21 protein-coding genes are annotated in these 22,231 nt (G+C 72.6%); 6 read left to right on the top strand and 15 right to left on the bottom strand.

All coding sequences use genetic code 11. The features are described 5' to 3' along the window. Position 1: 1 nt before the first annotated feature. From ABKA17_RS17390 to ABKA17_RS17355, 8 genes are all read right to left on the bottom strand, one after another. Positions 2-433 (bottom strand): BlaI/MecI/CopY family transcriptional regulator, encoded by a 432-nt coding sequence (locus ABKA17_RS17390; RefSeq protein WP_502994258.1) that lies wholly within the window; start codon positions 431-433, stop codon positions 2-4. A 145-nt stretch (positions 434-578) separates the two neighbouring features. Continuing rightward, the gene (locus ABKA17_RS17385) at positions 579-758 is read right to left on the bottom strand and encodes a hypothetical protein (protein ID WP_353692951.1); all 180 of its coding nucleotides are present in this window, start codon (positions 756-758) and stop codon (positions 579-581) included. Between the two features lie 55 nt (positions 759-813). Continuing rightward, complete coding sequence (locus ABKA17_RS17380; RefSeq protein ID WP_353693022.1) at positions 814-1,485, bottom strand: serine/threonine-protein kinase; 672 nt, start codon at positions 1,483-1,485, stop codon at positions 814-816. A gap of 374 nt (positions 1,486-1,859) precedes the next feature. Next, on the bottom strand, positions 1,860-2,657 hold the full coding sequence (locus ABKA17_RS17375; protein WP_353692950.1) for a type III pantothenate kinase: 798 nt from the start codon (positions 2,655-2,657) through the stop codon (positions 1,860-1,862). A gap of 5 nt (positions 2,658-2,662) precedes the next feature. Further along, the gene (nadC, locus tag ABKA17_RS17370) at positions 2,663-3,640 is read right to left on the bottom strand and encodes a carboxylating nicotinate-nucleotide diphosphorylase (protein WP_353692949.1); all 978 of its coding nucleotides are present in this window, start codon (positions 3,638-3,640) and stop codon (positions 2,663-2,665) included. A gap of 5 nt (positions 3,641-3,645) precedes the next feature. Next, positions 3,646-5,361, bottom strand: a complete 1,716-nt coding sequence (locus tag ABKA17_RS17365) for an L-aspartate oxidase (protein ID WP_353692948.1) — start codon at positions 5,359-5,361, stop codon at positions 3,646-3,648. Further along, positions 5,358-6,359 (bottom strand): pantoate--beta-alanine ligase, encoded by a 1,002-nt coding sequence (gene panC / locus ABKA17_RS17360; protein WP_353692947.1) that lies wholly within the window; start codon positions 6,357-6,359, stop codon positions 5,358-5,360. The genes ABKA17_RS17365 and panC overlap by 4 nt, the downstream gene beginning before the upstream one ends. Further along, positions 6,356-7,294 (bottom strand): Rossmann-like and DUF2520 domain-containing protein, encoded by a 939-nt coding sequence (locus ABKA17_RS17355; RefSeq protein ID WP_353692946.1) that lies wholly within the window; start codon positions 7,292-7,294, stop codon positions 6,356-6,358. The genes panC and ABKA17_RS17355 overlap by 4 nt, the downstream gene beginning before the upstream one ends. A gap of 173 nt (positions 7,295-7,467) precedes the next feature. Between ABKA17_RS17355 and ABKA17_RS17350 the strand changes: the two genes are divergently transcribed. After that, a complete protein-coding gene (locus ABKA17_RS17350; protein WP_353692945.1) occupies positions 7,468-8,631 on the top strand; it encodes a threonine aldolase family protein in 1,164 nt (387 codons plus the stop codon). Positions 8,632-8,660: 29 nt separating this feature from the next. On the opposite strand, the gene ABKA17_RS17345 is transcribed toward ABKA17_RS17350, so the two are convergent. Beyond that, a complete protein-coding gene (locus ABKA17_RS17345) occupies positions 8,661-8,864 on the bottom strand; it encodes a hypothetical protein (RefSeq protein WP_353692944.1) in 204 nt (67 codons plus the stop codon). A 183-nt stretch (positions 8,865-9,047) separates the two neighbouring features. On the opposite strand from ABKA17_RS17345, the gene ABKA17_RS17340 reads away from it, so the two are divergent. Further along, the gene (locus ABKA17_RS17340) at positions 9,048-10,151 is read left to right on the top strand and encodes a DUF5937 family protein (RefSeq protein WP_353692943.1); all 1,104 of its coding nucleotides are present in this window, start codon (positions 9,048-9,050) and stop codon (positions 10,149-10,151) included. A 33-nt stretch (positions 10,152-10,184) separates the two neighbouring features. Here the strand turns inward: ABKA17_RS17340 and ABKA17_RS17335 are convergent, their stop codons facing one another. The 3 genes from ABKA17_RS17335 to ABKA17_RS17325 form a co-directional block, all read right to left on the bottom strand. Further along, on the bottom strand, positions 10,185-10,817 hold the full coding sequence (locus tag ABKA17_RS17335) for an AAA family ATPase (RefSeq protein ID WP_353692942.1): 633 nt from the start codon (positions 10,815-10,817) through the stop codon (positions 10,185-10,187). 70 nt (positions 10,818-10,887) lie between these two features. After that, positions 10,888-11,559 carry a response regulator transcription factor gene (locus ABKA17_RS17330; RefSeq protein WP_353692941.1) on the bottom strand — a complete coding sequence of 224 codons (672 nt, stop codon included), beginning with the start codon at positions 11,557-11,559 and terminating at the stop codon, positions 10,888-10,890. 87 nt (positions 11,560-11,646) lie between these two features. Then, a complete protein-coding gene (locus tag ABKA17_RS17325; RefSeq protein ID WP_353692940.1) occupies positions 11,647-12,849 on the bottom strand; it encodes a sensor histidine kinase in 1,203 nt (400 codons plus the stop codon). A 118-nt stretch (positions 12,850-12,967) separates the two neighbouring features. Between ABKA17_RS17325 and ABKA17_RS17320 the strand changes: the two genes are divergently transcribed. Continuing rightward, positions 12,968-14,062: an SAM-dependent methyltransferase gene (locus ABKA17_RS17320; RefSeq protein WP_353692939.1), complete on the top strand. Its 1,095-nt coding sequence runs from the start codon at positions 12,968-12,970 to the stop codon at positions 14,060-14,062. Here ABKA17_RS17320 and ABKA17_RS17315 read toward each other — a convergent pair. After that, on the bottom strand, positions 14,027-15,178 hold the full coding sequence (locus ABKA17_RS17315; protein WP_353692938.1) for an NADH-quinone oxidoreductase subunit D: 1,152 nt from the start codon (positions 15,176-15,178) through the stop codon (positions 14,027-14,029). The genes ABKA17_RS17320 and ABKA17_RS17315 overlap by 36 nt on opposite strands. A gap of 31 nt (positions 15,179-15,209) precedes the next feature. Here ABKA17_RS17315 and ABKA17_RS17310 point away from each other — a divergent pair, with 31 nt between their 5' ends. Then, positions 15,210-15,713, top strand: coding sequence for a PH domain-containing protein (locus ABKA17_RS17310; protein WP_353692937.1), 504 nt, complete (start codon positions 15,210-15,212; stop codon positions 15,711-15,713). After that, positions 15,710-17,044, top strand: coding sequence for a PH domain-containing protein (locus tag ABKA17_RS17305; RefSeq protein ID WP_353692936.1), 1,335 nt, complete (start codon positions 15,710-15,712; stop codon positions 17,042-17,044). Before ABKA17_RS17310 ends, ABKA17_RS17305 begins: the two co-directional genes overlap by 4 nt. Before the next feature lie 139 nt (positions 17,045-17,183). Here ABKA17_RS17305 and ABKA17_RS17300 read toward each other — a convergent pair whose 3' ends face one another. Together ABKA17_RS17300 and ABKA17_RS17295 are read right to left on the bottom strand one after the other, a co-directional pair. Further along, a complete protein-coding gene (locus ABKA17_RS17300; protein ID WP_353692935.1) occupies positions 17,184-18,677 on the bottom strand; it encodes a hypothetical protein in 1,494 nt (497 codons plus the stop codon). A 182-nt stretch (positions 18,678-18,859) separates the two neighbouring features. Beyond that, positions 18,860-19,987, bottom strand: a complete 1,128-nt coding sequence (locus tag ABKA17_RS17295) for an alpha/beta hydrolase (protein WP_353692934.1) — start codon at positions 19,985-19,987, stop codon at positions 18,860-18,862. A 233-nt stretch (positions 19,988-20,220) separates the two neighbouring features. On the opposite strand from ABKA17_RS17295, the gene ABKA17_RS17290 reads away from it, so the two are divergent. Further along, positions 20,221-22,032 (top strand): phosphatidylglycerol lysyltransferase domain-containing protein, encoded by a 1,812-nt coding sequence (locus ABKA17_RS17290; protein WP_353692933.1) that lies wholly within the window; start codon positions 20,221-20,223, stop codon positions 22,030-22,032. Positions 22,033-22,231: the final 199 nt, after the last annotated feature.

The raw sequence follows: 22,231 nt of genomic DNA, 5'->3' as shown, positions 1-22,231 counted from the left end.
GCTATCGCCCGTCGCCCTCCGGCGCCGAGCCGGGGTTCTCGCCGCCGGTTTCGCGAGTGGTATCCGCGGCGGCTTCGACGGTTTCCGGTCCTTGGACGATGCGTACGGCGTCCCGCAGGGAGAGTCGCTGTTCCTCGCTCATCATGCCGAAGAACGCGACGAGAGCGGCCGCGGGGTTGTCACTCTGCGACCAGGCGTCGTTCATCAGGGCGGCGGCGTAGGCGGCCCGGGTGGAGACGGCCTCATATCGATAGGCCCGTCCTTCGGCCTCCCGTCGCACCCAGCCCTTCTGATGGAGATTGTCCAAAACGGTCATCACCGTGGTGTAGGCGATGGACCGTTCCTGCTGAAGGTCTTCCAGGACTTCTCGAACGGTCACCGGGCGGTTCCACTTCCACACCCGCGTCATGACCGCGTCTTCGAGTTCTCCCAATGGGCGAGGCACAGCTCAGCACAATAGTGGGAGAACCCGGTATTCGCGTGCCGGACGTGCGCTTCACCGTCAAACAGGAACAAAAAGGGCGTACGACTCGGAAAACGGGAGTCGTACGCCGGTGAGGGTGCGGGGGCCGGGAGGTTCAGGCGTCGCCGCGCGCGGAGGCCTGCTTGGCGCCCTCCACGCGCGCGAGGGCGGCGTCGACGACCGCGTCCTCCTTGGTCTTGTTGGCCCCGCCCTGGGTCTTCACGATCACCCTGATCACGCCGATGAAGAACACGGCCATGACGACCGGGGGCACGAGCGCGGAGACGTAGTCCATGCGTCCAGGGTAGCCACGGGGTGGGCGGGGACAGGGGGCGGGGCCGGGGTTCGGGTCAGCCCGCGGCGAGCTGCTGCGGCGGGTTCGGGGGCGGCGGGGCCGGCTTGCGGCGGGGGAAGACCTCGCCGGGGGTGGGGATGGGGCGCGTGGGCTGCGGCGACGCGGGGGCCGGCTTCGGGGTGGCCGGTTTCTGCGCGGGCCTCTTCTGCGGAGCCTGGGGCTTCTCACCGGCGTCCTCCCCGGCGACTCCCGCACCGGCACGCCCGGTGACCTCGGAAAGGCCTCCGGGAAGGGCCAGGAGGCGGGTCCGGGACGCCGGCACGGCCGGGGCGGCCGGGATGGACCTCCGGGCCGCTCCGCGCGCCAGCCGGGCCCGTACGCCCTGCTCGGCGAGGACGAGGCAGCGGTCCAGCAGCGCGGCCGCGACGGGACTGCCGCGCAGGGCTCTGAGGGCGGCGAGGTCGTCGACCTCCGGGCGGTACCCGGCGCTCAGCGCCTCCTCCAGGAGGGTGAGGTAGCCGGCGGCGGTGCCGGGCAGGGCGGCGCGGTACCGGGCGAGGTCGGCCACCAGGAAGGCACGCAGCCGGGCGCCCTCGCGCATCGCCTCGTCGAGGGAGTCGGCTAGGCGGAGACAGTCCTGAACGTCCTCGGCCGAGGCGGTTCGGGGGTGAAGGGCAAGGGCGAGAGCGCGGCGGAGCACACGCAGCTCCTCCACACCGAACGCCATGCCGCCGCGGGATCCGTATGGCGTGGGCATGCGGCGACAGTACGCGCTAATCAGACAAACTCGTCATAGGGGGCGGGTGTGGCGCGAGCGGAGCCACCCGGGCGGACGCGCCCGCGTTCCGCGCCTTCGCCACCGCATCGCTGCATCACCACTGCGGCTCTCGGCTTCCGCCTCGCCACACTGCTGCTCTCGGCTTCCGCCTTGCCGCGTTTCCGCCTTGCCGTCTCGCGGCATTTCCGGCTAACCGCATTTCCGCTGCCGCCGTACCGCGCCGCGTCACCACCGCCTTGCCGCGGAGAGTTTGCGGCGCCGTCCCGCCGCACGGCCTCTCCGCTGCCGCTTTCCGGCTTACGCCTCGCCGCGCGCGCCGCACCTCACATCCGCGACACGTTCCGCTCGTACACCAGTCGCAGGCCCACCAGCGTCAGCCACGGCTCGTGCTCGTCGATCACCGAGGCCTCGCCCAGGACCATCGGGGCCAGGCCGCCGGTGGCGATGACGGTGACGTCCTCGGGGTCCTCCGCGAGTTCGCGGGCCATCCGGTTGACGACCCCGTCGACCTGTCCGGCGAAGCCGTAGATGATGCCCGACTGCATCGCCTCGACCGTGTTCTTGCCGATCACACTGCGCGGCCGGGCCACCTCGATCTTCCGCAGCTGCGCGCCCCGCACGCCGAGCGCCTCCACGGAGATCTCGATACCGGGCGCGATGACCCCGCCGACGTACTCCCCGCGCGCGGACACCGCGTCGAAGGTCGTCGCCGTGCCGAAGTCGACGACGATCGCCGGGCCGCCGTACAGCTCGACCGCCGCGACCGCGTTGATGATGCGGTCCGCGCCGACCTCCTTGGGGTTGTCGGTCAGGATCGGCACGCCCGTCTTCACGCCCGGCTCGACCAGCACCGCGGGCACGTCGCCGTAGTACCGCCGCGTCACCTCGCGCAGTTCGTGCAGCACCGAGGGGACCGTCGCGCAGATCGCGATGCCGTCGATGCCGTCGCCCAGCTCGTCACCGAGCAGCGGGTGCATGCCCATGAGGCCCTGCAGCAGGACCGCCAGCTCGTCGGCCGTGCGGCGGGCGTCCGTGGAGATGCGCCAGTGCTCGACGATCTCCTCGCCGTCGAACAGGCCGAGGACGGTGTGCGTGTTGCCCACGTCGATGGTGAGGAGCATGGCGACTACTCCGCCTCACGCAGGTCGAGACCGATGTCCAGGATCGGCGAGGAGTGGGTGAGCGCCCCGACGGCGAGGTAGTCCACGCCGGTCTCGGCGTACGCGCGCGCGTTCTCCAGCGTCAGCCGTCCCGAGGCCTCCAGCGCGGCTCGCCCCTGCACGAGCGCCACGGCCTCCTCGCACTCGCCGGGCGTGAAGTTGTCCAGCAGGATCAGGTCCGCGCCCGCGTCCACGACCTCGCGCAGCTGCTCCAGGGTGTCGACCTCGACCTCGATCGGCACGTCCGGGAAGGTCTCCCGTACGGCCTTGAAGGCCTGGGCGACGCCACCGGCCGCGACCACGTGGTTGTCCTTCACCAGCGCCGCGTCGGACAGCGACATGCGGTGGTTGACGCCGCCGCCGCAGCGCACCGCGAACTTCTCCAGCGACCTGAGGCCGGGCGTGGTCTTCCGCGTGTCACGCACGCGTGCCTTGGTGCCCTCCAGTACGTCCGCCCACGCGCGCGTGGCGGTGGCGATGCCGGACAGCCGGCACAGCAGGTTGAGGGCGCTGCGCTCGGCGGTGAGCAGGTCACGGGTGCGCGTGGTGACCGACAGGAGCTTCTGCCCTGCCTCCACCCGGTCGCCGTCCTCGACGTGCCGCTCGACCTCGAACTCGTCCTCGCAGACCACCGAGACGACCGCCTCGGCGACCCTGAGGCCGGCCACGACGCCCGCCTCGCGCGCGACGAAGTCGGCGGTGGCGACGGCGTCCTCGGGGATGGTCGCGACCGTCGTCACGTCCACGCCGTGGTCGAGGTCCTCCTGGATGGCCACGTTGGCGATGTCCTCGACCTCGATGGGGTCGAGCCCCGCGTCGGCCAGGAGCTGGGCGAGCGCGGGGTCGAGCCCGCACTCCAGGTACTCCTCGCCGCCGTCTGCGCCACAGGCACAGCCGTCGCCGCAGCCGCCGGTCTCAGCGAGGGGAAGGTCGGGGGTGCTCACGTCTGTCACTGCTCCTGAAGGGGCTGCCGGGTCGGGGGGAAGTCTGCGGTATCGGTGGTGTGTACGGCGAGTGTCCGGTCCGGATTCAGCCGTACGACGATGTGGCGGCGCCACGTCGGGTCGTCCCGGTCGGGCCGGTCCTCGCGCCAGTGGCAGCCGCGCGTCTCCTCGCGCTGCCGGGCGGCGGCGACCAGGACGCGGGCCACGCACATCAGGTTGGTGGCCTCCCAGGTGTCGACGCCGGGCTCGGCCGTCTTGCCGTTCTCGACGAGGGCGTCGCGGGCGTCGCTGTGCAGCCGCTGGAGCTGGTCGGCGGCCTTGGCCAGGGACTCGGCGGAGCGCAGCACTCCCGCGCCGTCGGTCATGATCCGCTGGATGGCGAACCGGGCCTCGGGGGCGAGCAGGGGGTGCGCGGGCGTCTGGGGGTGCTCGAACGGTTCGGGCACGCGCGCGTGGAGGCCGTTCGCCGCGTGGGCGGCCGTGATGTCCGCCGCGATGCGCTCGGCGTAGACCAGGCCCTCCAGGAGGGAGTTGGAGGCGAGCCGGTTGGCGCCGTGCACGCCGGTGCAGGCGACCTCGCCGCACGCGTACAGGCCCGGGACGGTCGTACGGCCCCGGGAGTCGGTGCGTACGCCGCCGGAGGCGTAGTGGGCGGCCGGGGCGATCGGGATGGGCTCGGTGACCGGGTCGATGCCGTGGGCGCGGCAGGCGGCGAGGATCGTCGGGAAGCGGTGCTCCCACATGTCGGCGCCGAAGTGCCGGCCGTCGAGGAACATGTTCTCGGCGTCCTGCTCCTGCATACGGCGCATGATGCCCTTGGCGACGATGTCCCGGGGCGCGAGCTCGGCCAGCTCGTGCTGTCCGACCATGAAGCGCACGCCGCCGGCGTCGACCAGGTGGGCGCCCTCGCCGCGTACCGCCTCGGAGACCAGGGGCTGCTGGCCCTCGGCGTCCGGGCCGAGGAAGAGCACGGTGGGGTGGAACTGCACGAACTCCAGGTCGGAGACCTCGGCGCCCGCGCGCAGGGCGAGTGCCACGCCGTCGCCCGTGGAGACGGACGGGTTGGTGGTCGCGGAGAAGACCTGGCCCATGCCGCCGGTCGCGAGGACGACCGCGGGGGCGTGCACGGCGCCCACGCCGTCGTGCTGGCCCTCGCCCATGACGTGCAGCGAGACGCCCGCCGTCCGGCCGCCGGCGTCGGTGAGCAGGTCCAGGACGAGCGCGTTCTCGATCGTGCGCAGGCCACGCGCGCGTACCGCCTCGACGAGCGCCCGGGAGATCTCCGCGCCGGTCGCGTCACCGCCGGCGTGCGCGATACGGCGGCGGTGGTGGCCGCCCTCGCGGGTGAGTTCCAGGCGGCCTTCCTCGGACTCGTCGAAGTGCGCGCCGGTCTCGATGAGCCGGCGTACGGCGTCGGGGCCCTCGGTGACCAGGATCCGTACCGCCTCCTCGTCGCAGAGCCCCGCGCCCGCGACCAGGGTGTCGTCCAGGTGCTGTTCGGGGGTGTCGCCCTCGCCGAGGGCCGCGGCGATGCCGCCCTGGGCCCAGCGGGTGGAGCCGTCGTCGAGGCGGGCCTTGGTGACGACCACGGTCCTGAGGCCCGCGGCCTCGCAGCGCAGGGCCGCGGTGAGGCCGGCGACGCCGGAGCCGACGACCACGACGTCCGCGGCGATGGACCACCCGGGCGCGGGCGCGTGCAGTCGTATGCCTGTGCTGGTCACGAGGCGGCTCCGAGGGTTCCGAAGGTGAGAGGGAGGTTGTCGATCAACCGGGTCGTACCGACCCGGGCGGCGACGGCCAGGACGGCCTCGCCGGTGAAGTCGTCGTCGATCTCCGAGAAGTCGGACGGGTCGACGAGCGCGAGGTAGTCCAGGGCGATCGGCGGGTCCATGCGGGCGGCGTCGTCGAGGACCAGACGGGCGGCCGCGCGGACGGCGGAGGGGGCGCCCGGGAGGGCCTTGGCGACGGCGTGCGCGTCGGCGGCCGCGCGGGACTCCCCTATGGCGCTGAGCGCCTCGGCACGCGCGTGCGTGGCGGGCACCTCACGCGCCCGCGCGCGGAGGGCCTCCTGCGCCGCGTGCCGGTCGCGGCCCGCGAACAGCGCCTGGGACAGGGCGAGCGCGGTGCGCCGCTCCTTGGGCGACAGGTAGCGGTTGCGGCTGGACAGGGCCAGTCCGTCGTCCTCGCGGACGGTCGGTACGCCGATGATCTCGACGCCGAAGTTCAGGTCCCGCGCCATGCGCCGGATCAGGGCGAGCTGCTGGGCGTCCTTCTGCCCGTACAGGGCGACGTCGGGGCGGGTGAGGTGCAGCAGCTTGGCGACGACGGTGAGCATGCCGTCGAAGTGCCCGGGGCGCGAGGAGCCCTCCAGGCGCTCCCCCATGGGGCCCGCGCTGATCCGGACCTGGGGTTCGCCGCCCGGGTAGACCTCGTCGACGGACGGCGCGAACACGGCGTCCGCGCCCGCCGCCTCGGCGATCTTGATGTCGGCGTCGAGGGTGCGCGGGTAGCGGTCGAGATCCTCGCCCGCGCCGAACTGGAGGGGGTTCACGAAGACGGTGACGACGACCTCGCCCTCGGGTCCTGCGATCTCGCGCGCGGTGCGGATCAGGGTGGCGTGGCCCTCGTGCAGGGCGCCCATGGTCATCACGACGGCACGGCGGCCGTGGCGTGCGCGCGCGTGGAGCTCGTCGGCGGTGCGCAGCAGGGTGGTGGTCATCCGGCGTCTCCCTCGGTGCCGTGGGTCCCGGTGGTCCCGTTGGCGAGTACCCCCAGCAGGTCCTCGGCCAGCTCGGGCTTGAGCAGCCCGTGGGCGAGGGCCCGGTCGGCGGTGGCGCGGGCCATCGCCAGGTACCCGGCGACGGTCTGCGGCGCGTGCTTGCGCAACTCGGTGACGTGCGCGGCGACGGTGCCCGCGTCGCCGCGCGCGACGGGACCGGTGAGGGCCGCGTCGCCGGAGCGCAGGGCGTTGTCGAGGGCGGCGCCGAGCAGCGGGCCGAGCATCCGGTCGGGGGCCTCGACGCCCGCCTCGCGCAGCAGCTCCATGGACTGGGCGACCAGGGTGACGAGGTGGTTCGCGCCGAGCGCGAGGGCCGCGTGGTAGAGCGGGCGCCGCTCCTCGGCGATCCACTCGGGCTCGCCGCCCATCTCGATGACGAGGGCCTCGGCGGCCATCCGCAGCTCGTCGGGCGCGGTGACCCCGAACGAGCAGCCGGCGAGCCGCTGGACGTCCACCGGGGTGCCGGTGAAGGTCATCGCGGGGTGCAGGGCCAGCGGCAGCGCGCCCGCGCGCAGGGCGGGGTCGAGGACCTTCGCGCCGTACCGCCCGGAGGTGTGCACCAGCAGCTGTCCCGGGCGTACGGCCCCCGTCTCGACGAGGCCTTCCACGAGGCCGGGCAGGGTGTCGTCCGGGACGGTCAGCAGCACCAGGTCGGCGTGCCGGAGCACCTCGGCGGGCGGTACGAGCGGCACGTCGGGGAGCATCTGCGCGGCCCGCCTGCGGGAGGCGTCGGAGACCCCGGAGACGGCGACCGGGCGGTGCCCGGCGAGCTGGAGGGAAGCGGCCAGCGCGGGGCCCACCCGTCCGGCGCCGACGACACCGACGGTGAGCCGCGCGGGGCGGTCCTTGGGGTCTGGCAGTTGGCTTGTACTCACGCGACGGCGGCCTTCCCGTTCCAGTCCGCTCCGGGTACCGGACGATTTCTCGTCATGTTAACGCGATTGGTTCGAGGGGCGTTCGGTTGTCCACAGGCTGTGGGTTACGACGGGCCGTACGTGAACGGGAATGCGGGTGCCTCCGGGGAGGGGCTCGCGGGATGATCCAGGGCATGAGTGATGCTGCGGAGCAGGTTGAAGAGCAGTCGGCGGAAGAACGGCTGCGGGAGCGGCGCCGGAACGCCGCGCGGACGGCTCGGCGCGTCCTGTGGCGCGGCGGGCTCAGCGGCACGATCCGGGAACGGCTCGCGTCGCTGGCACAGGCCGCGCCCGACGTGTACGACGTGGAGGAGTCCGCGGACATCTATGGCAACGGTGTCGTGGCGGCCCTGGAGGAGCACGTCGCGACCCTGCTGGGCAAGGAGGCCGCCGCGTTCTTCCCCACCGGCACGATGGCCCAGCAGGTCGCCCTGCGCTGCTGGGCGGCCCGTACCGGCAACCCGACTGTCGCCCTGCACGCCCTGGCCCACCCGGAGGTCCACGAGCGGCAGGCCCTCACCCAGGTCAGCGGATTGCGCCCGGTTCGCCTGACCGCCGAGCAGCGGCCGCTCACCGCCGACGAGGTGCGCGACTTCGACGAGCCCTACGGCACGCTGATGCTCGAGCTGCCCCTCAGGGACGCCGGATTCGTCCTGCCGACCTGGGAGGAGCTCACCGAGACCGTGGAGGCGGCGCGCGAGCGCGACGCGGTGGTGCACTTCGACGGCGCGCGCCTGTGGGAGACGACCGTCCACTTCGACCGCTCCCTGGCGGAGATCGCGGGCCTGGCGGACAGCGTCTACGTGTCGTTCTACAAGTCCCTCGACGGCCTCGCCGGCGCGGCGCTGGCCGGCCCGAAGACCCTGGTGGACGAGGCGAAGACCTGGCGCCACCGCTACGGAGGCATGGCTTTCCAGCAGTTCCCCATGGCGCTGTCGGCGCTCGCCGGCCTGGAGCGGGAGCTGCCCAGGCTGCCGGAGTACGTCCGGCACGCGCGCGTGGTGGCCGCCGCGCTGCGCGAGGGCTTCGCCTCGGCCGGCCTGCCGTGGGCGCGCGTGCACCCCGAGGTGCCGCACACCCACCAGTTCCAGGTCTGGCTGCCGTACGACGCCGAGGTGCTGATGGAGGCGGCGGTGCGGCAGGCGGAGGAGACGGGGACGTATCTGTTCACCGGCTACTGGGAGCGCGGCGGGCCGGGCCTGGGCCTCACCGAGGTCACCGTCGGCGCGACCGGCCTGGAGTGGACGGCCGACGACGTGAAGGCGGCGGTGGCGGATTTCGTGAGCCGGCTGCCGTAGGGCTCGGTGGGTGCGGCTGCCGCGAGGGCTCAGTGGGAGGGGCGCGGCCGGCGGCCCAGCAGCCGCCGTATCCGCCCGTGTACCGGCCGTCCCGCCAGGACCGCGCGGAACCGTCGCCGGTCGCGCAGTTCGCGTACGACCTGCCAGTCGTGGGTGCCGGGCGCGGGTGGGACGGGCTCGCCGAGGTGCTGGGCGCGGTAGGTGTCCAGGAGGTACTGCTGGGTGAGGCTCATGGCGTGTCGCCTTCTCGGACGTTGATCGACGGGACGCTGGTCGACGGATCGCCGGTCGATGGGTCGGGCTCCGCGGCTGCCCGGTTCTCCCAGGTTGCGCCGGTTCGCGGGCGAAGTCGCGTCGATTGACGGCCGCCGTCAATCGAGGACGGCGTTGTCAGTGGCGGGGTGCACCATGAGGTCATGAGCGTGCGCATCGACATCGCGGGGCTGCGGCCGGAGAGGGTCGCCGTCGTGCCGTCCCCCCTGGCCGAGCTCGGCATGGCGCTGCACGCACTGGCCGAGCCGGGACACCATCCGGGACTTCAGGGCTGGGTGACGGGCGTGACGGCCGGCCTCGACCCGCATCTGGCCGACCGGATGTGCGACGCGGACTTCCTGTGGACGACGACGTTCGCGGACCTGTTCCTGCCGTACGCGGGCATCCCGGGCGGCACCACCCTGCCGGGAGCCACACTCACCGAGGAACTCGACCTGCTGGACAAGCTGACGGACGAGCAGTTCGTCAACGCGGCACTGGAGTTCAGCTGTGCGACCTGTTACGGCGTCGGGGGCGGTTGGCTCGTCGACGCCGATCAGGGGCGGCGCGCCCTGGAACTGGCCGCCGCGCGGGGACCGCGCCAGGAGCGGTTCACCGAGCTGCTGCTCACCGATCCGCCCAAGATCCGGGCCTGGCTGCGCCAGTTCCTGGAGGACTGCGACGAGGCGTTCTTCGCGGAGGCCTGGTCCCGGCTGCGCCATCAGCTCGCCGCCGACGCCCGGCACAAGACCGAGCTGCTGCGCCGCAAGGGCCTGGGCGAGATGCTGGCCGCCGCGTCCCCTGCGGTCACGCTCGACGAGGCCGCCGCGGAGATCACCGTCGACAAGCTGAGCGTGGGCCGTACGAGCACCGGGGACGGCGCGCTCCTGCTGGTGCCCACCAGCCTCGGCCGGCCGCACCTGGCCGTGCTGTACCGGCCCGGCTGGCAGCCGGTGCTGCACTATCCGGTCGGCTCCCCCGAGCTCGCGGCTCCGCCCTCCGTGGAGCAGCTCGCCCTGCGGATGACGGCCCTGTCCCATCCGGTGCGGATGCGGATCTGCCGCCACCTGGCCCGCAGCGCCTGGACCACGAGCGAGCTGGCGCAGGCGCACGGCATGACGGCCCCCGAGATATCCCGGCACCTGAGCGTGCTGAAGAAGGCGGGCCTGGTCACCACGCGTCGCCGCGGCCGGTATGTGCAGCATCAGCTGGACATCGCGGTGGTGGCCCGGCTGGGCAGCGACTTCCTGGAAGGCATCCTGCGCTGAGCACGCGGCTCAGTCGAACGCTGAGCACCCGGCTCAGTCGAACCGGATGTGCCGTACCCCGATCCGTACCTGCCGCAGCCGCGTGCGCAGGGCGCCCTCCCGGTTCGGCCTGAGCGTCAGGCCGGCCAGGACGGCGATGCGGTCGGCCGTCTTCGGCACCGTCGAGTGGTCCGTCCACAGATGCTCGGCGAACTCCGGCTCGCTCAGCCGCTCCAGACAGTGGTCGAGCTGCCGCACGGCCCAGGTCTCGCGTCCCAGACCGGCGTTCTTCCCGCCGACGTACTGAAGGAGGTGCCCAAAACCCCGCTCCCGCAGTCTCTTGAGGACGGTCTCGCGCTGGGCCAGGAGCGTGAAGTGGCGTACGTCGTGGCCGAGTTCGCGCAGCCGGCCCACGGTCTCGGCGAAGTAGCCGGAGTCGGTGACCGTCATGGGGACGACGACCACGCCGTCGTGCTTGGTGAGGGCGAGGTCGAGGACCTCGACGACGCCCTCCCGCCAGGATCTCAAGTCCTGGAAGTCACCACGCAGTTCGGGCGGCAGCATGCGGCGCAGGCCGAAGCCGGCGTGCTCGGGGTCGCAGACGACGCTGCCGGGCAGGCGCCGCTGGATCTCGTATGCCGTCTGTGTCTTGCCGCCGCCGAAGGGGCCGTTGATCCAGAGGAGCATGCGCAGACCCTAGTGGGCGCCGGTTACGCGGACGTCACGCTCGCGGCGCGCGGGGAGGTACGCCCCGTCCTCAGCCGTGCCCGCCCGCCCGCACCAGACCCGTCTCGTACGCCAGGACCACCACCTGCACCCGGTCCCGGAGGCCGAGCTTGGTCAGGATGCGGCCCACGTGCGTCTTCACGGTCGCCTCGGACAGGACGAGCCGGGCGGCGATCTCGCCGTTGGACAGGCCCTGGGCGACCAGCATCATGACCTCGCGCTCGCGGTCGGTCAGCCGCTCCAGCTCCTTGTGCTGGGGTTCCTTGCCGGCGCTCGGCAGCATCGGCGCGAACCGGTCGAGGAGGCGGCGCGTGGTCGAGGGGGCCACCACCGCGTCGCCGCTGTGCACCGAGCGGATGGCGGTGAGGAGTTCGCCGGGCGGCACGTCCTTGAGCATGAAGCCGGACGCGCCCGCCTTGAGCCCGGAGAAGGCGTACTCGTCGAGGTCGAAGGTGGTCAGGATCAGCACCTTCGGCGGGTTGGCCTCCTGGCAGATGCGGCGGGTCGTCTCCACCCCGTCCAGCTTCGGCATGCGCACATCCATCAGGACCACGTCCACGGCGGTCGCGCGCAGCACCTGGAGGGCCTCGACGCCGTCGCCCGCCTCGGCGACGACCTCCATGTCCGGCTGGGCGGCGAGCACCATCCGGAATCCGGTGCGCAGCAGCACCTGGTCGTCGACGAGCATCACGCGGATCGTCATCGGGGCCTCTTCCGTCTCTTCTGGTTGCTTCGGCTTGCTTCGGCGGGGGGGGGTGTTACAGGTGTCAACGAGGGGCGTGCGTCGGCGTCAATGCGCGGGTTTGAGCGGGAGCAGCGCACTGATACGGAACCCTCCGCCGGGACGGGGCCCCGCGTCCAGGGTGCCGCCGACCATGCCGACCCGCTCGCGCATGCCGATCAGGCCGTGGCCCTGTCCGTCGGTGCCGCCCTCCTCGTACAGCTCGTGCGGGGCGCCCTTGCCGTCGTCCTCGACGAGCAGGCCGAGCCCGTCGTCGAAGTACACCAGGCGCACGCTGGCGCCCGCGTTCGGCCCACCGTGCTTGCGGGTGTTGGTGAGCGCCTCCTGCACGATGCGGTACGCCGTGAGCTCGACACCGCTGGGCAGCGGGCGCGGGGTGCCCTCGACCTTGAAGTCGACGGGCAGGCCGGAGGTGCGGCACTGCTCGACGAGGTCGTCGATCTGATCGACGTCGGGCTGCGGGACGTACTCGCCGACCTCCTGGTGCTCGCCGGTGCGCAGCACGCCCAGCAGGCGGCGCATCTCGGCGAGGGCCTGGCGGCCGGTTGAGGAGATCGTCTCCAGGGCCTTCTTCGCCTGGTCGGGCGCGGTGTCGAGGACGTAGGCGGCGCCGTCGGCCTGCACCACCATCACCGAGACGTTGTGCGCGACCACGTCGTGGAGCTCGCGCGCGATACGGGCGCGTTCGGCGGCCACCGCGACCTTCGCCTGCGCCTCGCGCTCCTTCTCGAGCCGGCTCGCGCGCTCCTCGAGCTGCGCGAAGTACGCGCGGCGGGTGCGCATCGAGTCGCCGAGCACCCAGGCCAGCGCGAACGGCACCGTCTGGAAGACGACGACCCCGACGTTGTTCAGGGCGCTCGCGTTCTCGTTCCACCACCGCAACTGCGCCACGCACGCCGCGCCCAGGCTCACCACGAGCGCGAGGCGGGAGGACCAGCGGGCGCCGGTCGCGGCCACCGTGTAGACGACGACCAGCAGCGCGAAGTCGGCGGGCAGCGTCGCCACGTCCAGCACGAGCTGCGCCACCCCGACCCCGATGGCCAGGACCAGCATCTTCTCCGGCATGCGCCGGCGCAGCGCGATCACCAGGCACAGCAGGACGATCACCGGGAGGACCGCCATCGGCGCGTCGGTGCCCCGGTCCGCCTTCTCGGCGACTTCGGTCACCACCGAGATCCCGAACAGGAAGACGGCCCAGAAGCCGTCGACCCATGTCGGGTGCCTGCGGAGGAAGTCATAGAGGCGCTGCACGTAACCCAGCGTAGGGAAGCGTGAAGCGTGCAGGGGTCAACCGGAGGACCGATCCATGCCCGGCCCGCGTACTCCCCAAGGTGGAGGCTCCGTTCCTCTGTACGCCTAGTCTGGCGCCGTGACGGACGAGACGGCGGGCGTGTGGCGTGGCTGGCGGGCGGCCACGGAGACCGCCCTGTACGGCCCTGAGGGCTTCTACCGCAGGCCCGAGGGACCGGCCGGTCACTTCCGCACCTCGGTGCACGCGTCACCGTTGTTCGCCGAGGCCGTGGCCCGACTGCTGAGCCGGGTCGACGAGGCCCTCGGCCGGCCCGAGAGGCTCGACTTCGTCGACATGGCCGCCGGCCGGGGCGAACTGGTCACCGGCGTACTCGCCGCGCTCCCCGCCGACCTGGCCGCCCGCACGCGCGCGTACGCCGTCGAGCTCGCCGCCCGCCCGCCCGGCCTCGACCACCGGATCGAGTGGTCGGCCGAACCCCCGCACGGCATCACCGGGCTCCTCTTCGCCAACGAGTGGCTGGACAACGTGCCGGTCGAGGTCGCCGAGACGGACTCCACAGGCGTGGCCCGGCGGGTGCTCGTACGGGAGGACGGGACCGAGCGGCTCGGGGAGCCGTTCTCGGGCGCCGAGGCGAACTGGCTCGCGCGGTGGTGGCCGCTGCCGGCCGAGGAGGGGTTGCGGGCGGAGGTGGGGCTGCCCCGGGACGAGGCATGGGCCGGCGCGCTCGCGACGGTCGGGCGGGGGCTCGCGGTCGCGGTCGACTACGCGCACACCGTGGACACGCGCCCTCTGTTCGGGACGCTCACCGGTTTTCGCGCGGGGCGCGAGACGACGCCCGTGCCGGACGGCTCGTGCGACATCACGGCGCACGTCGCACTGGACGCGTGCGCCGCGCATGCCTCGCACGCCGAAAACGCTCCCCGAGCGCACACCGAGACCGCGCGCACCCGGCGCGAGGGGCGCGTGCTCAAACAGCGCGCCGCCCTGCACGCCCTGGGCCTCACAGGCGCACGCCCCCCGCTCGCACTGGCGTCCACGCACCCCGCGGCCTATGTACGCGCCCTGGCGAGCGCCGGCGAGGCGGCCGAACTCACCGCCCCCGGCGGCCTCGGCGACTTCGGCTGGCTGTTCCAGCCGGTCGGCATCCCGGACGCACCGGAGTCACCCCTCGGGGAGCTACTTGTCGATGTCCCCGACCACGAAGAACAGTGACCCGAGGATCGCCACCATGTCCGCGACCAGCGTGCCCGGGAGCAGTTCCACCAGCGCCTGGATGTTGTTGTACGAGGCCGAGCGGAGCTTGAGCCGGTACGGGGTCTTCTCGCCCTTGCTGACGAGGTAGTAGCCGTTGATGCCGAGCGGGTTCTCGGTCCACGCGTAGGTGTGTCCCTCGGGCGCCTTCAGGACCTTGGGGAGCCGCTGGTTGATCGGGCCCGGCTCCAGCTCGGCGAGCCGGTCGAGGCAGGCGTCGGCGAGGTCGAGGGCGTTGTGGGTCTGCTCCAGGAGGACCTCGAAGCGGGCGAGGCAGTCGCCGTCCACGCGGGTCGCGACCTTCAGGGTGCCCTGGAGCTCCCCGTAGGCGAGGTAGGGCTCGTCGCGGCGCAGGTCGAAGTCGACACCGGAGGCGCGCGCGATGGGCCCGCTCACGCCGTACGCGTGCACGGCCTCCGGCGCGAGAACGCCCACGCCCCGCGTGCGCCCCCGGAAGATCTCGTTGCCGAGCACCAGGTCGTCGTAGACGTCCATCCGCGAGCGCACGGCGGCGACAGCGGCACGCGCGCGTGAGGCCCAGCCGGCCGGCAGGTCCTCCTTGAGGCCGCCGACGCGGTTGAACATGTAGTGCATACGTCCGCCGGAGACCTCCTCCATGACGTTCTGGAGCACCTCACGCTCCCGGAACGCGTAGAAGACCGGGGTGATGCCGCCGAGTTCCAGGGGGTACGAGCCCAGGAACATCAGGTGGTTGAGCACCCGGTTGAGCTCCGCGAGCAGCGTGCGCGTCCACACCGCGCGCGTGGGGACCTCCATGCCGAGCATGCGCTCCACGGCGAGGACCACGCCCAGCTCGTTGGAGAAGGCCGACAGCCAGTCGTGGCGGTTGGCGAGCATGACGATCTGGCGGTAGTCACGCGCTTCGAAGAGCTTCTCCGCGCCCCGGTGCATATAGCCGATCACCGGCTCCGCGTGCTGGATCCGCTCGCCGTCCAGGACGAGCCTGAGGCGCAGCACACCGTGCGTCGACGGGTGCTGGGGCCCGATGTTGAGCACCATGTCGGTGCTCTCCGCGGCGCCGCCGATACCGACCGTGGTCTCCGTCGTGGGAGTCATGGACACAGTCTCTCCTACGTACGCTGGCCGTATGGAGACGGGGAACGAGCAGGACACGGAGACGACGGGGGGCGAGCCGGTGTGGATCGGCCTGCCTCCGGGGCTGCTGCGAATGCGACGGCTGTTGCTGGTGGTGTGGCTGGGACTGCTGGCCGTGGCGGTCGGGGTGCTGCTGTACCTGTTCGCCGGCCCCGTCTGGGCCGCGTTCGCGCTGCCGCCGCTCGCCGTCATGGCGTGGGGCTGGGTGATGCTGGGCCGCAACTGGGCCTCCTGGCGGTACGCCGAGCGCGCCGACGACCTGCTGATCAGCCGGGGCGTGCTGTGGCGCGAGGAGACCGTCGTGCCGTACGGGCGGATGCAGCTGGTCGAGGTCACCTCCGGGCCCGTGGAACGGCACTTCGGGCTGTCCAGCGTGCAGTTGCACACCGCCGCGGCGGCGACCGACGCCACCATCCCGGGGCTGGACCCGGCCGAGGCGGAACGGCTGCGCGACCGGCTGACCGAGCTCGGCGAGGCCCGATCGGCGGGCCTGTGACGGCGCCGGGAGTCCACGACGACGTACGGCCCAAGCCGCCCGTGACCGAGCGGCGGCTGCATCCCGTGACACCGCTCAGGCGGGCGTGGGCGCCCGTCGCCGTGCTCATCGGGTGGGCGGTGCACGACCCCGACCAGGCACAGCGGCAGCTGACCCGGCTGACCACCACGACCCTGCTGATCGCGCTCGCCGTGCTGGTCCCGGCCGCCGCCCTCTACGGCTTCCTCACCTGGTGGGCCACGCACTTCGCGGTCACCGATTCCGAACTGCGCATCCGTACCGGCCTGCTGTTCCGGCGCACCGCGCACATTCGGCTGGAACGCATCCAGGCGATCGACGTCACCCAGCCGCTCCTCGCGCGCGTGGCGGGCGTCGCGAAGCTGAAACTCGACGTCATAGGCACCGACAAGAAGGACGAGCTGGCCTTCCTGGGGGAGCGCGAGGCGCGTGCGCTGCGCGCGGAACTCCTCGCGCGCGCCGCCGGGTTCGCGCCCGAGACGGCGCACGAAGTCGGCGAGGCTCCGGCGCGCGAGCTATTGCGCACGCCCCCGCGCGACCTCGCGATCGCCCTCGTGCTGACCGGCGCCACCTGGGGGGCGCTGGCCGCCGCCCTCGTCGTACCGCCGCTGCTGTGGTTCGCCACCCACAGCCTGTGGACGGTCCTCGCGACCGGCGTACCGCTGCTCGGCGCGGCCGGCGCGAGCAGTGTGGGGCGGTTCGTCGGCGAGTACGACTGGACCGTGGGCGAGTCGCCCGACGGGCTGCGGATCGATCACGGGCTCCTGGACCGTACCCACGAGACGGTGCCGCCGGGGCGGGTGCAGACCGTGCGGATCGTGGAGCCGCTGCTGTGGCGGCGGCGCGGCTGGGTGCGGGTCGAGCTGGACGTGGCCGGGTCGTCCAACTCCGTGCTGGTGCCGGTCGCACCGCGCGCGGTCGCCGAGGCGATCATCGCGCGCGTACTGCCCGGGGTGACGGTGCCGCCGCTGTCGGCGCTGTCCCGGCCCCCGCGCCGCGCCCGACGCTGCGTACCCGTGTGGTGGCGGGGGTACGGACTCGCGGTCACCGACGCGGTGTTCGCGACCCGGGAAGGCCTGCTGCGCCGCAGCCTCGCGCTCGTCCCGCACGCCAAGGTCCAGAGCGTGCGGCTCTCCCAGGGGCCCTGGAAGCGCGTCTGGCGGCTCGCCGACGTCCATGTGGACACCGGGGCCAACAAGACCGTCACAGCCCGTCTGCGGGACGCCGAGGAGGCCGCGGAGCTGCTGCGGGCACAGGCGGAGAGATCACGGACCGGACGGCGCGACGCCCGACCGGACCGGTGGATGGCCTGACCGGACGTCTCCCCCTCCGGCGCCCTCCCCGGAACTCACCGACGCACCGACGCACCGACGCACCGACGCACCGACGCACCGACAACGGAAAACCGCGCGGCCCCTCAGGAGTCCGCGCGGTTTCACGTCAACGCCTCGTTCAGGAAACCGCGCTCCGCAGCCCCGGGCTCCGCAGTCCCTGCACATCGATCTGCTCGGTCTCGTCGTGCGCCGTCAGGTCGATGACCTGGCCGATGCCCCGGGACTGCTCGTCCGCCGGCTTGAACTCCGCCTCGGACTCGGCCTTGTGAAGAGCGAGCGCCTCCTGGCCGACCACGTCGGCGAGGTCCTCGTTCTGCACCGCCTCCAGCGCGGCGGACGCCTTCTGCGTGCCGAAGAAGTCGAAGCCGCCCTCGACAGCCACGCGCCGCACGGGCGCGGCCGGCACCACGGCCACCGCGGTCGGGGCGACGAAGTGCCCGGAGGACTGGGCGGACTGGTCCGACCGGACCGGCTGGGTCTGCGGGGTGACGGCGGCCGCGCGCTCATGCCCGTCGACCGCCACGGGCTGCCCCTGTGCCTCGTCCTCCTGCGTGGCCTCCACCCGGTCACCGGAGTCGCGGGAGGCGATCACGTCGGCGGCGACGGGACCGGCCTGCGCGGGAACGTCCTTCGCGGGAACGTCCCCCTTCAGACCGCCGCCACCGCCCGGGAAGCCGTCGCCCTTGGGGGAACCGTCGCCCTTGGACGAACCGTTCCTGACCGAGCCGCCCTTCGACGAGCCCTCAGGACCCTCGTCCCCGGGAGCCTCGTCCTCGGGAGCCTCGCCAGTGGAGGAATCACTCTCGACCGAGTCGTCCTCGACCGAAGCCTCGGGCGCGTCGTCAGCCTCGGGCGCGTCGTCCTTCGCACCGCCCTCCGCGCCGTCGAACCGCGACAGCGCCGCCTTGGCCCGCAGGAACAGCTTCGAGCCCTCCGGCGAGAAGATCGCGGGCGTCTCCGGCTCGTCGTCGGCGGCCTCGGCGCTCTCGGCGACCGCCTCGGTCCCCGACGCCCCCGAAGTCTCCGCGCTCGCCACAGACTCCACGCGCTCGGCGCTTTCCGCGTTCTCCGCCGCTTCGTCCTCGGCCGAGGCAGCCACAGCCCCGGCCTCCTCCGCGACGTCGGCCGGCACGGGCGGCAACGCGCGCGCCGGTGCCGTGGTCTCTATCTCGAGCAGTCGGCGGCCCTCCAGGGCGCTCGCCCGCTCGGTCTCCGCCGTGGCGTACCGGCGCAGCAGGGCCGCGTGCTCGTTGCGCAGGCCCGCCAGTTCGGTGCGCTTCGCGCGCAGCCGCTGCTCCAGCTTGGCGCGCAGTTCGCGCGACTCCTCAAGGTCGGTCTCCAGCTCGGCGACCCGTTCCTCGAACCGCCACTCGTCGCTCGCACGCGCGCGTATGAGGTCGGCGACCTGCTTGCCCGCGAGCGTGTCCCAGCGGCGCATGACGGCCGCACCGACGACCGCCGTCGCGGCGGCCGCCGCGGCGACGACGCGCAGCACGGCCGGCTGCGAGAACGCCCAGGGGCCGAAGGCGCAGACGACGGAGACGCCTGCGATCGCCGACGGGGGCAGCAGCCTGTGCAAGGGCGGGGAATGGCGATGACGTCCACGTGGCATGGCCAGAAACTTACCGCGCGTAGGCGAATCGTGGTGCCCCGGCCCGTAAAAACACAGCCATCCCGCAGCCTTCACACGACATCAGGAATCAGACCCGCCACCCAATTCGACAAGAGGGCCGCGCTTTGCAAGATCGTTTTCCGTCGCGCGCCGTTCTCGGCAGCCGCTTCTCGACGGTCTTCTCAACGGTCGCTCAATCGCCCGCTGATCCACTGAAGCGTCGCCGGAATCTCCCGCCGCCAGGTGTTGAAGTTGTGCCCACCGCTTTCGAGGATGATCGACGAGACGCGCGTCAGATTCGTCGCCTTGACCCGGTCTATGAACCTCAGCGTGTCCTTGTAGTTCGCCTCGCCGATCTTGCTGCTGCTGACGAGCAGTGAGGTGTCGGGCGCGGGCCGGTGCTTGAGACACCAGAACAGGTTCGCGCGATTGCGCAGCTCCTTGTCACCGTGGAAGAGATCGCCGGTGGTGGGGTCGAGCGGCGCGTTGTAGTACGGCGACAGACCCGCGCCCGCGGCGTACACCTCGGGGTGGTGCATGGCGAGCTTCAGCGCGCAGTAACCGCCCGTGGAATCGCCGATGATTCCCCAGCTGCCCGGCTTCTTCCCCACCCTGTAGTGCGCGAGTACGGCGTCGGGCAGATCCTTGGCGAAGAACGACTCCGCCTGGGGCCCGCCCGGAACGTCGACGCACTCCGTGTCCCGCGGCGGTGCCACGGTGGGCCGCAGCATCACCAGGATCATCGGCTGCATACGGCCGTCCTTGGCGAGGTCCAGCGCCGTACCCGGGTAGTGGAGTTTGTCGACCAGCGCCTGCGCGGTGCCCGGATATCCGGTGAGGACGACGGCCGCGGGAAACGTCCGCGCGCGGTACCGCTTCTGGAAGTACTCCGGCGGCAGGTAGACGAAGGCGGACGTGGCGAGGTGCGTCGTACGGCCGACTATGGCGACCTTCTGGATCTGCCCGCCGCTCTGCGGCCGCGCGCTGCCCGCCTCCCTGACCCGCCGGACGTCCGTCACCTGGAGCGGGCCGCCCGAGCCGCCGTTCGCCGTGTGGTCGACGACCACCCCCGGCTCGTCCTCCTGCCCGAACAGGTCGGCCCAGCTGGCGTAGAACCCGAAGGCCTGGTTGGCGGCGAGCCCGACCGCCACGAACAGCGTCAGCTGGGTCGCGAGCAACAGCCCCACGCGTCCGCCGACGGCCCGCCAGGTGCGCCGGGACAACCGTGGCCACAGCCACACCGTGCCGCCGAACAGCAGCACCGCCGACCCGACCGCCAGCACCAGCACGTTGTTGCCCGTGAGACCCATGGTTGGTTTCCGCCTGCGCTTTCTCCCCGTGCCGGCTGACCTCCCGCGGATCTTCGCGAGGGCTTGTCCGGCCCTTTTCCCGGCCTTTGAACCGGCTTTGGGAAGAGGAGTGAACCTCTCCCCCGAAGACACCGTCCTAGAGGGCGCAATGTCGCCGGACGCCCGATACGGGCCCGGATCCAAGGTCTCTCGCAGAACAACGGGATGCGATGTCTGTCAGGACAGATGAGGAAATGTCGGGCGGGGTTCCGAACCGACCGCGGTGGGCACGGCACGCGCTGCGTGGCCCGCGCCCCGAGGCCGTCCCCGTCCTCGTCGCCAGAGCCTGCGCGGTCGTGGGCCTGCTGGACATCGCCGCGGGCGTCTTTCCGCGCTTCCGGCACAGCCGTATGCACACCCTGGCCGAGGTGCTGCCCGGGGCGCTCGGCCCGTTCGCCGCGGCGCTCTCGCTGAGCGCGGGCGTGCTGCTGCTCCTGCTCGCCCACGGCCTCAGGCGCCGCAAGCGCCGGGCCTGGCGGGCCGCCGTGGTCCTGCTGCCGGTCGGCGCGGTCGCACAGTTGACCTACCGCCACTCCCCGCTGGGCGTGCTCATCTCGCTGGCCCTGCTCGCGCCGCTGCTGGTCCACCGCGACCAGTTCGCGGCCCTGCCGGACCCGCGCAGCCGCTGGCGCGCCCTCGCCAACTTCGTCCTCATGGGCGCCGGTTCCCTCTTCCTCGGTCTGATCATCGTCAGCGTCCACCCGAAGACGCTGGTCGGCGACCCGAGCCTGGCCGACCGCATCACGCACGTCCTGTACGGCCTCTTCGGCTTCGAGGGCCCGGTGGACTACCAGGGCAACACCTCCTGGACGGTCGCCTTCTCCCTCGGCGCCCTGGGCCTGCTCACGGCCATCACGACGATCTACCTGGCCTTCCGCCCCGAACACCCCGCCGCGCACCTCACAGCGGACGACGAGGTTCGCCTCAGGGCCCTGCTGGACAAGCACGGCGGCCGCGACTCCCTCGGCCACTTCGCGCTCCGCCGCGACAAAGCCGTCGTGTTCTCCCCCAGCGGCAAGGCCGCGGTGACCTACCGCGTCGTCTCCGGCGTGATGCTCGCCAGCGGCGATCCCATCGGCGACGTCGAGGCCTGGCCGGGCGCCATCGAGCGCTTCATGGACGAGGCCCAGGCCCACTCCTGGACGCCCGCCGTCATGGGCTGCTCGGAGACCGGCGGCGAGGTGTGGACCCGCGAGACCGGCCTGGACGCCCTCGAACTGGGCGACGAGGCGGTGGTGGACGTCGCGGATTTCTCCCTCGCCGGGCGCGCGATGCGCAACGTGCGCCAGATGGTCAAGCGCATCGAACGCGCCGGTTACGAGACGCGCGTACGACGCGTCCGTGACCTCGGTGAGACAGAACTGGAGCGCATCCGCCGCGCCGCCGAGGACTGGCGCGGCACCGACACCGAACGCGGCTTCTCCATGGCGCTCGGCCGCATCGGCGACCTCGCCGACGGCGACTGCCTGATCGCGACCGCCCACAAGGCCGACGAGGTACCGGGCGAGTACGGCGACCTGAAGGCGATCCTGCACTTCGTCCCGTGGGGCACCGACGGTGTCTCCCTGGATTTGATGCGCCGCGACCGCTCGGCCGACCCCGGCATGAACGAACTGCTCATCGTGGCCTCCCTCCAGGCGGCACCGAAGCTCGGCATCGCGCGCGTGTCGCTGAACTTCGCCATGTTCCGCGCCGCCCTGGCGCGCGGCGAGAAGATCGGCGCGGGCCCGGTCCTGCGCGCCTGGCGCGGGCTGCTGGTCTTCCTCTCCCGCTGGTTCCAGATCGAGTCCCTGTACAAGTTCAACGCCAAGTTCCAGCCCCGCTGGGAGCCCCGCTTCGTCGTCTACCGCGCCTCCGGCGACCTGCCCCGGATCGGCTTCGCCGCCATGCAGGCCGAGGGCTTCGTCAACCTCGCCCTCCCTCTGCCCCGTTTCCTGCGCCGCCGCCGGACCGCCGCACGCGCGTGTGCCCATGCCCTCCCGGAGAGAGACGTCCGCGCGGCATGACACCGGCCCCGCGCCGAGGGCCGAGCCCGCACCGGCGCGGACCATGGGACAGGCCCGAGTGGAAACCTCCTCCCCTCCTCCAGCCCGAGGGGATTCCACTCGGGCCGCGGCGTTCCGGGGGCCGAGCCGACGCCGGCGCCCGATCGCCAGGCCCCGCCCTGACCCGGCCCCGCGCACGGGACCGAGCGGTCGCCCGCCC

Origin of the sequence: Streptomyces sp. RG80 (assembly GCF_040446465.1) — a bacterium.
Classification (GTDB): Bacteria; Actinomycetota; Actinomycetes; order Streptomycetales; family Streptomycetaceae; genus Streptomyces.
This window is presented reverse-complemented; position numbering and strand designations above follow the sequence as displayed.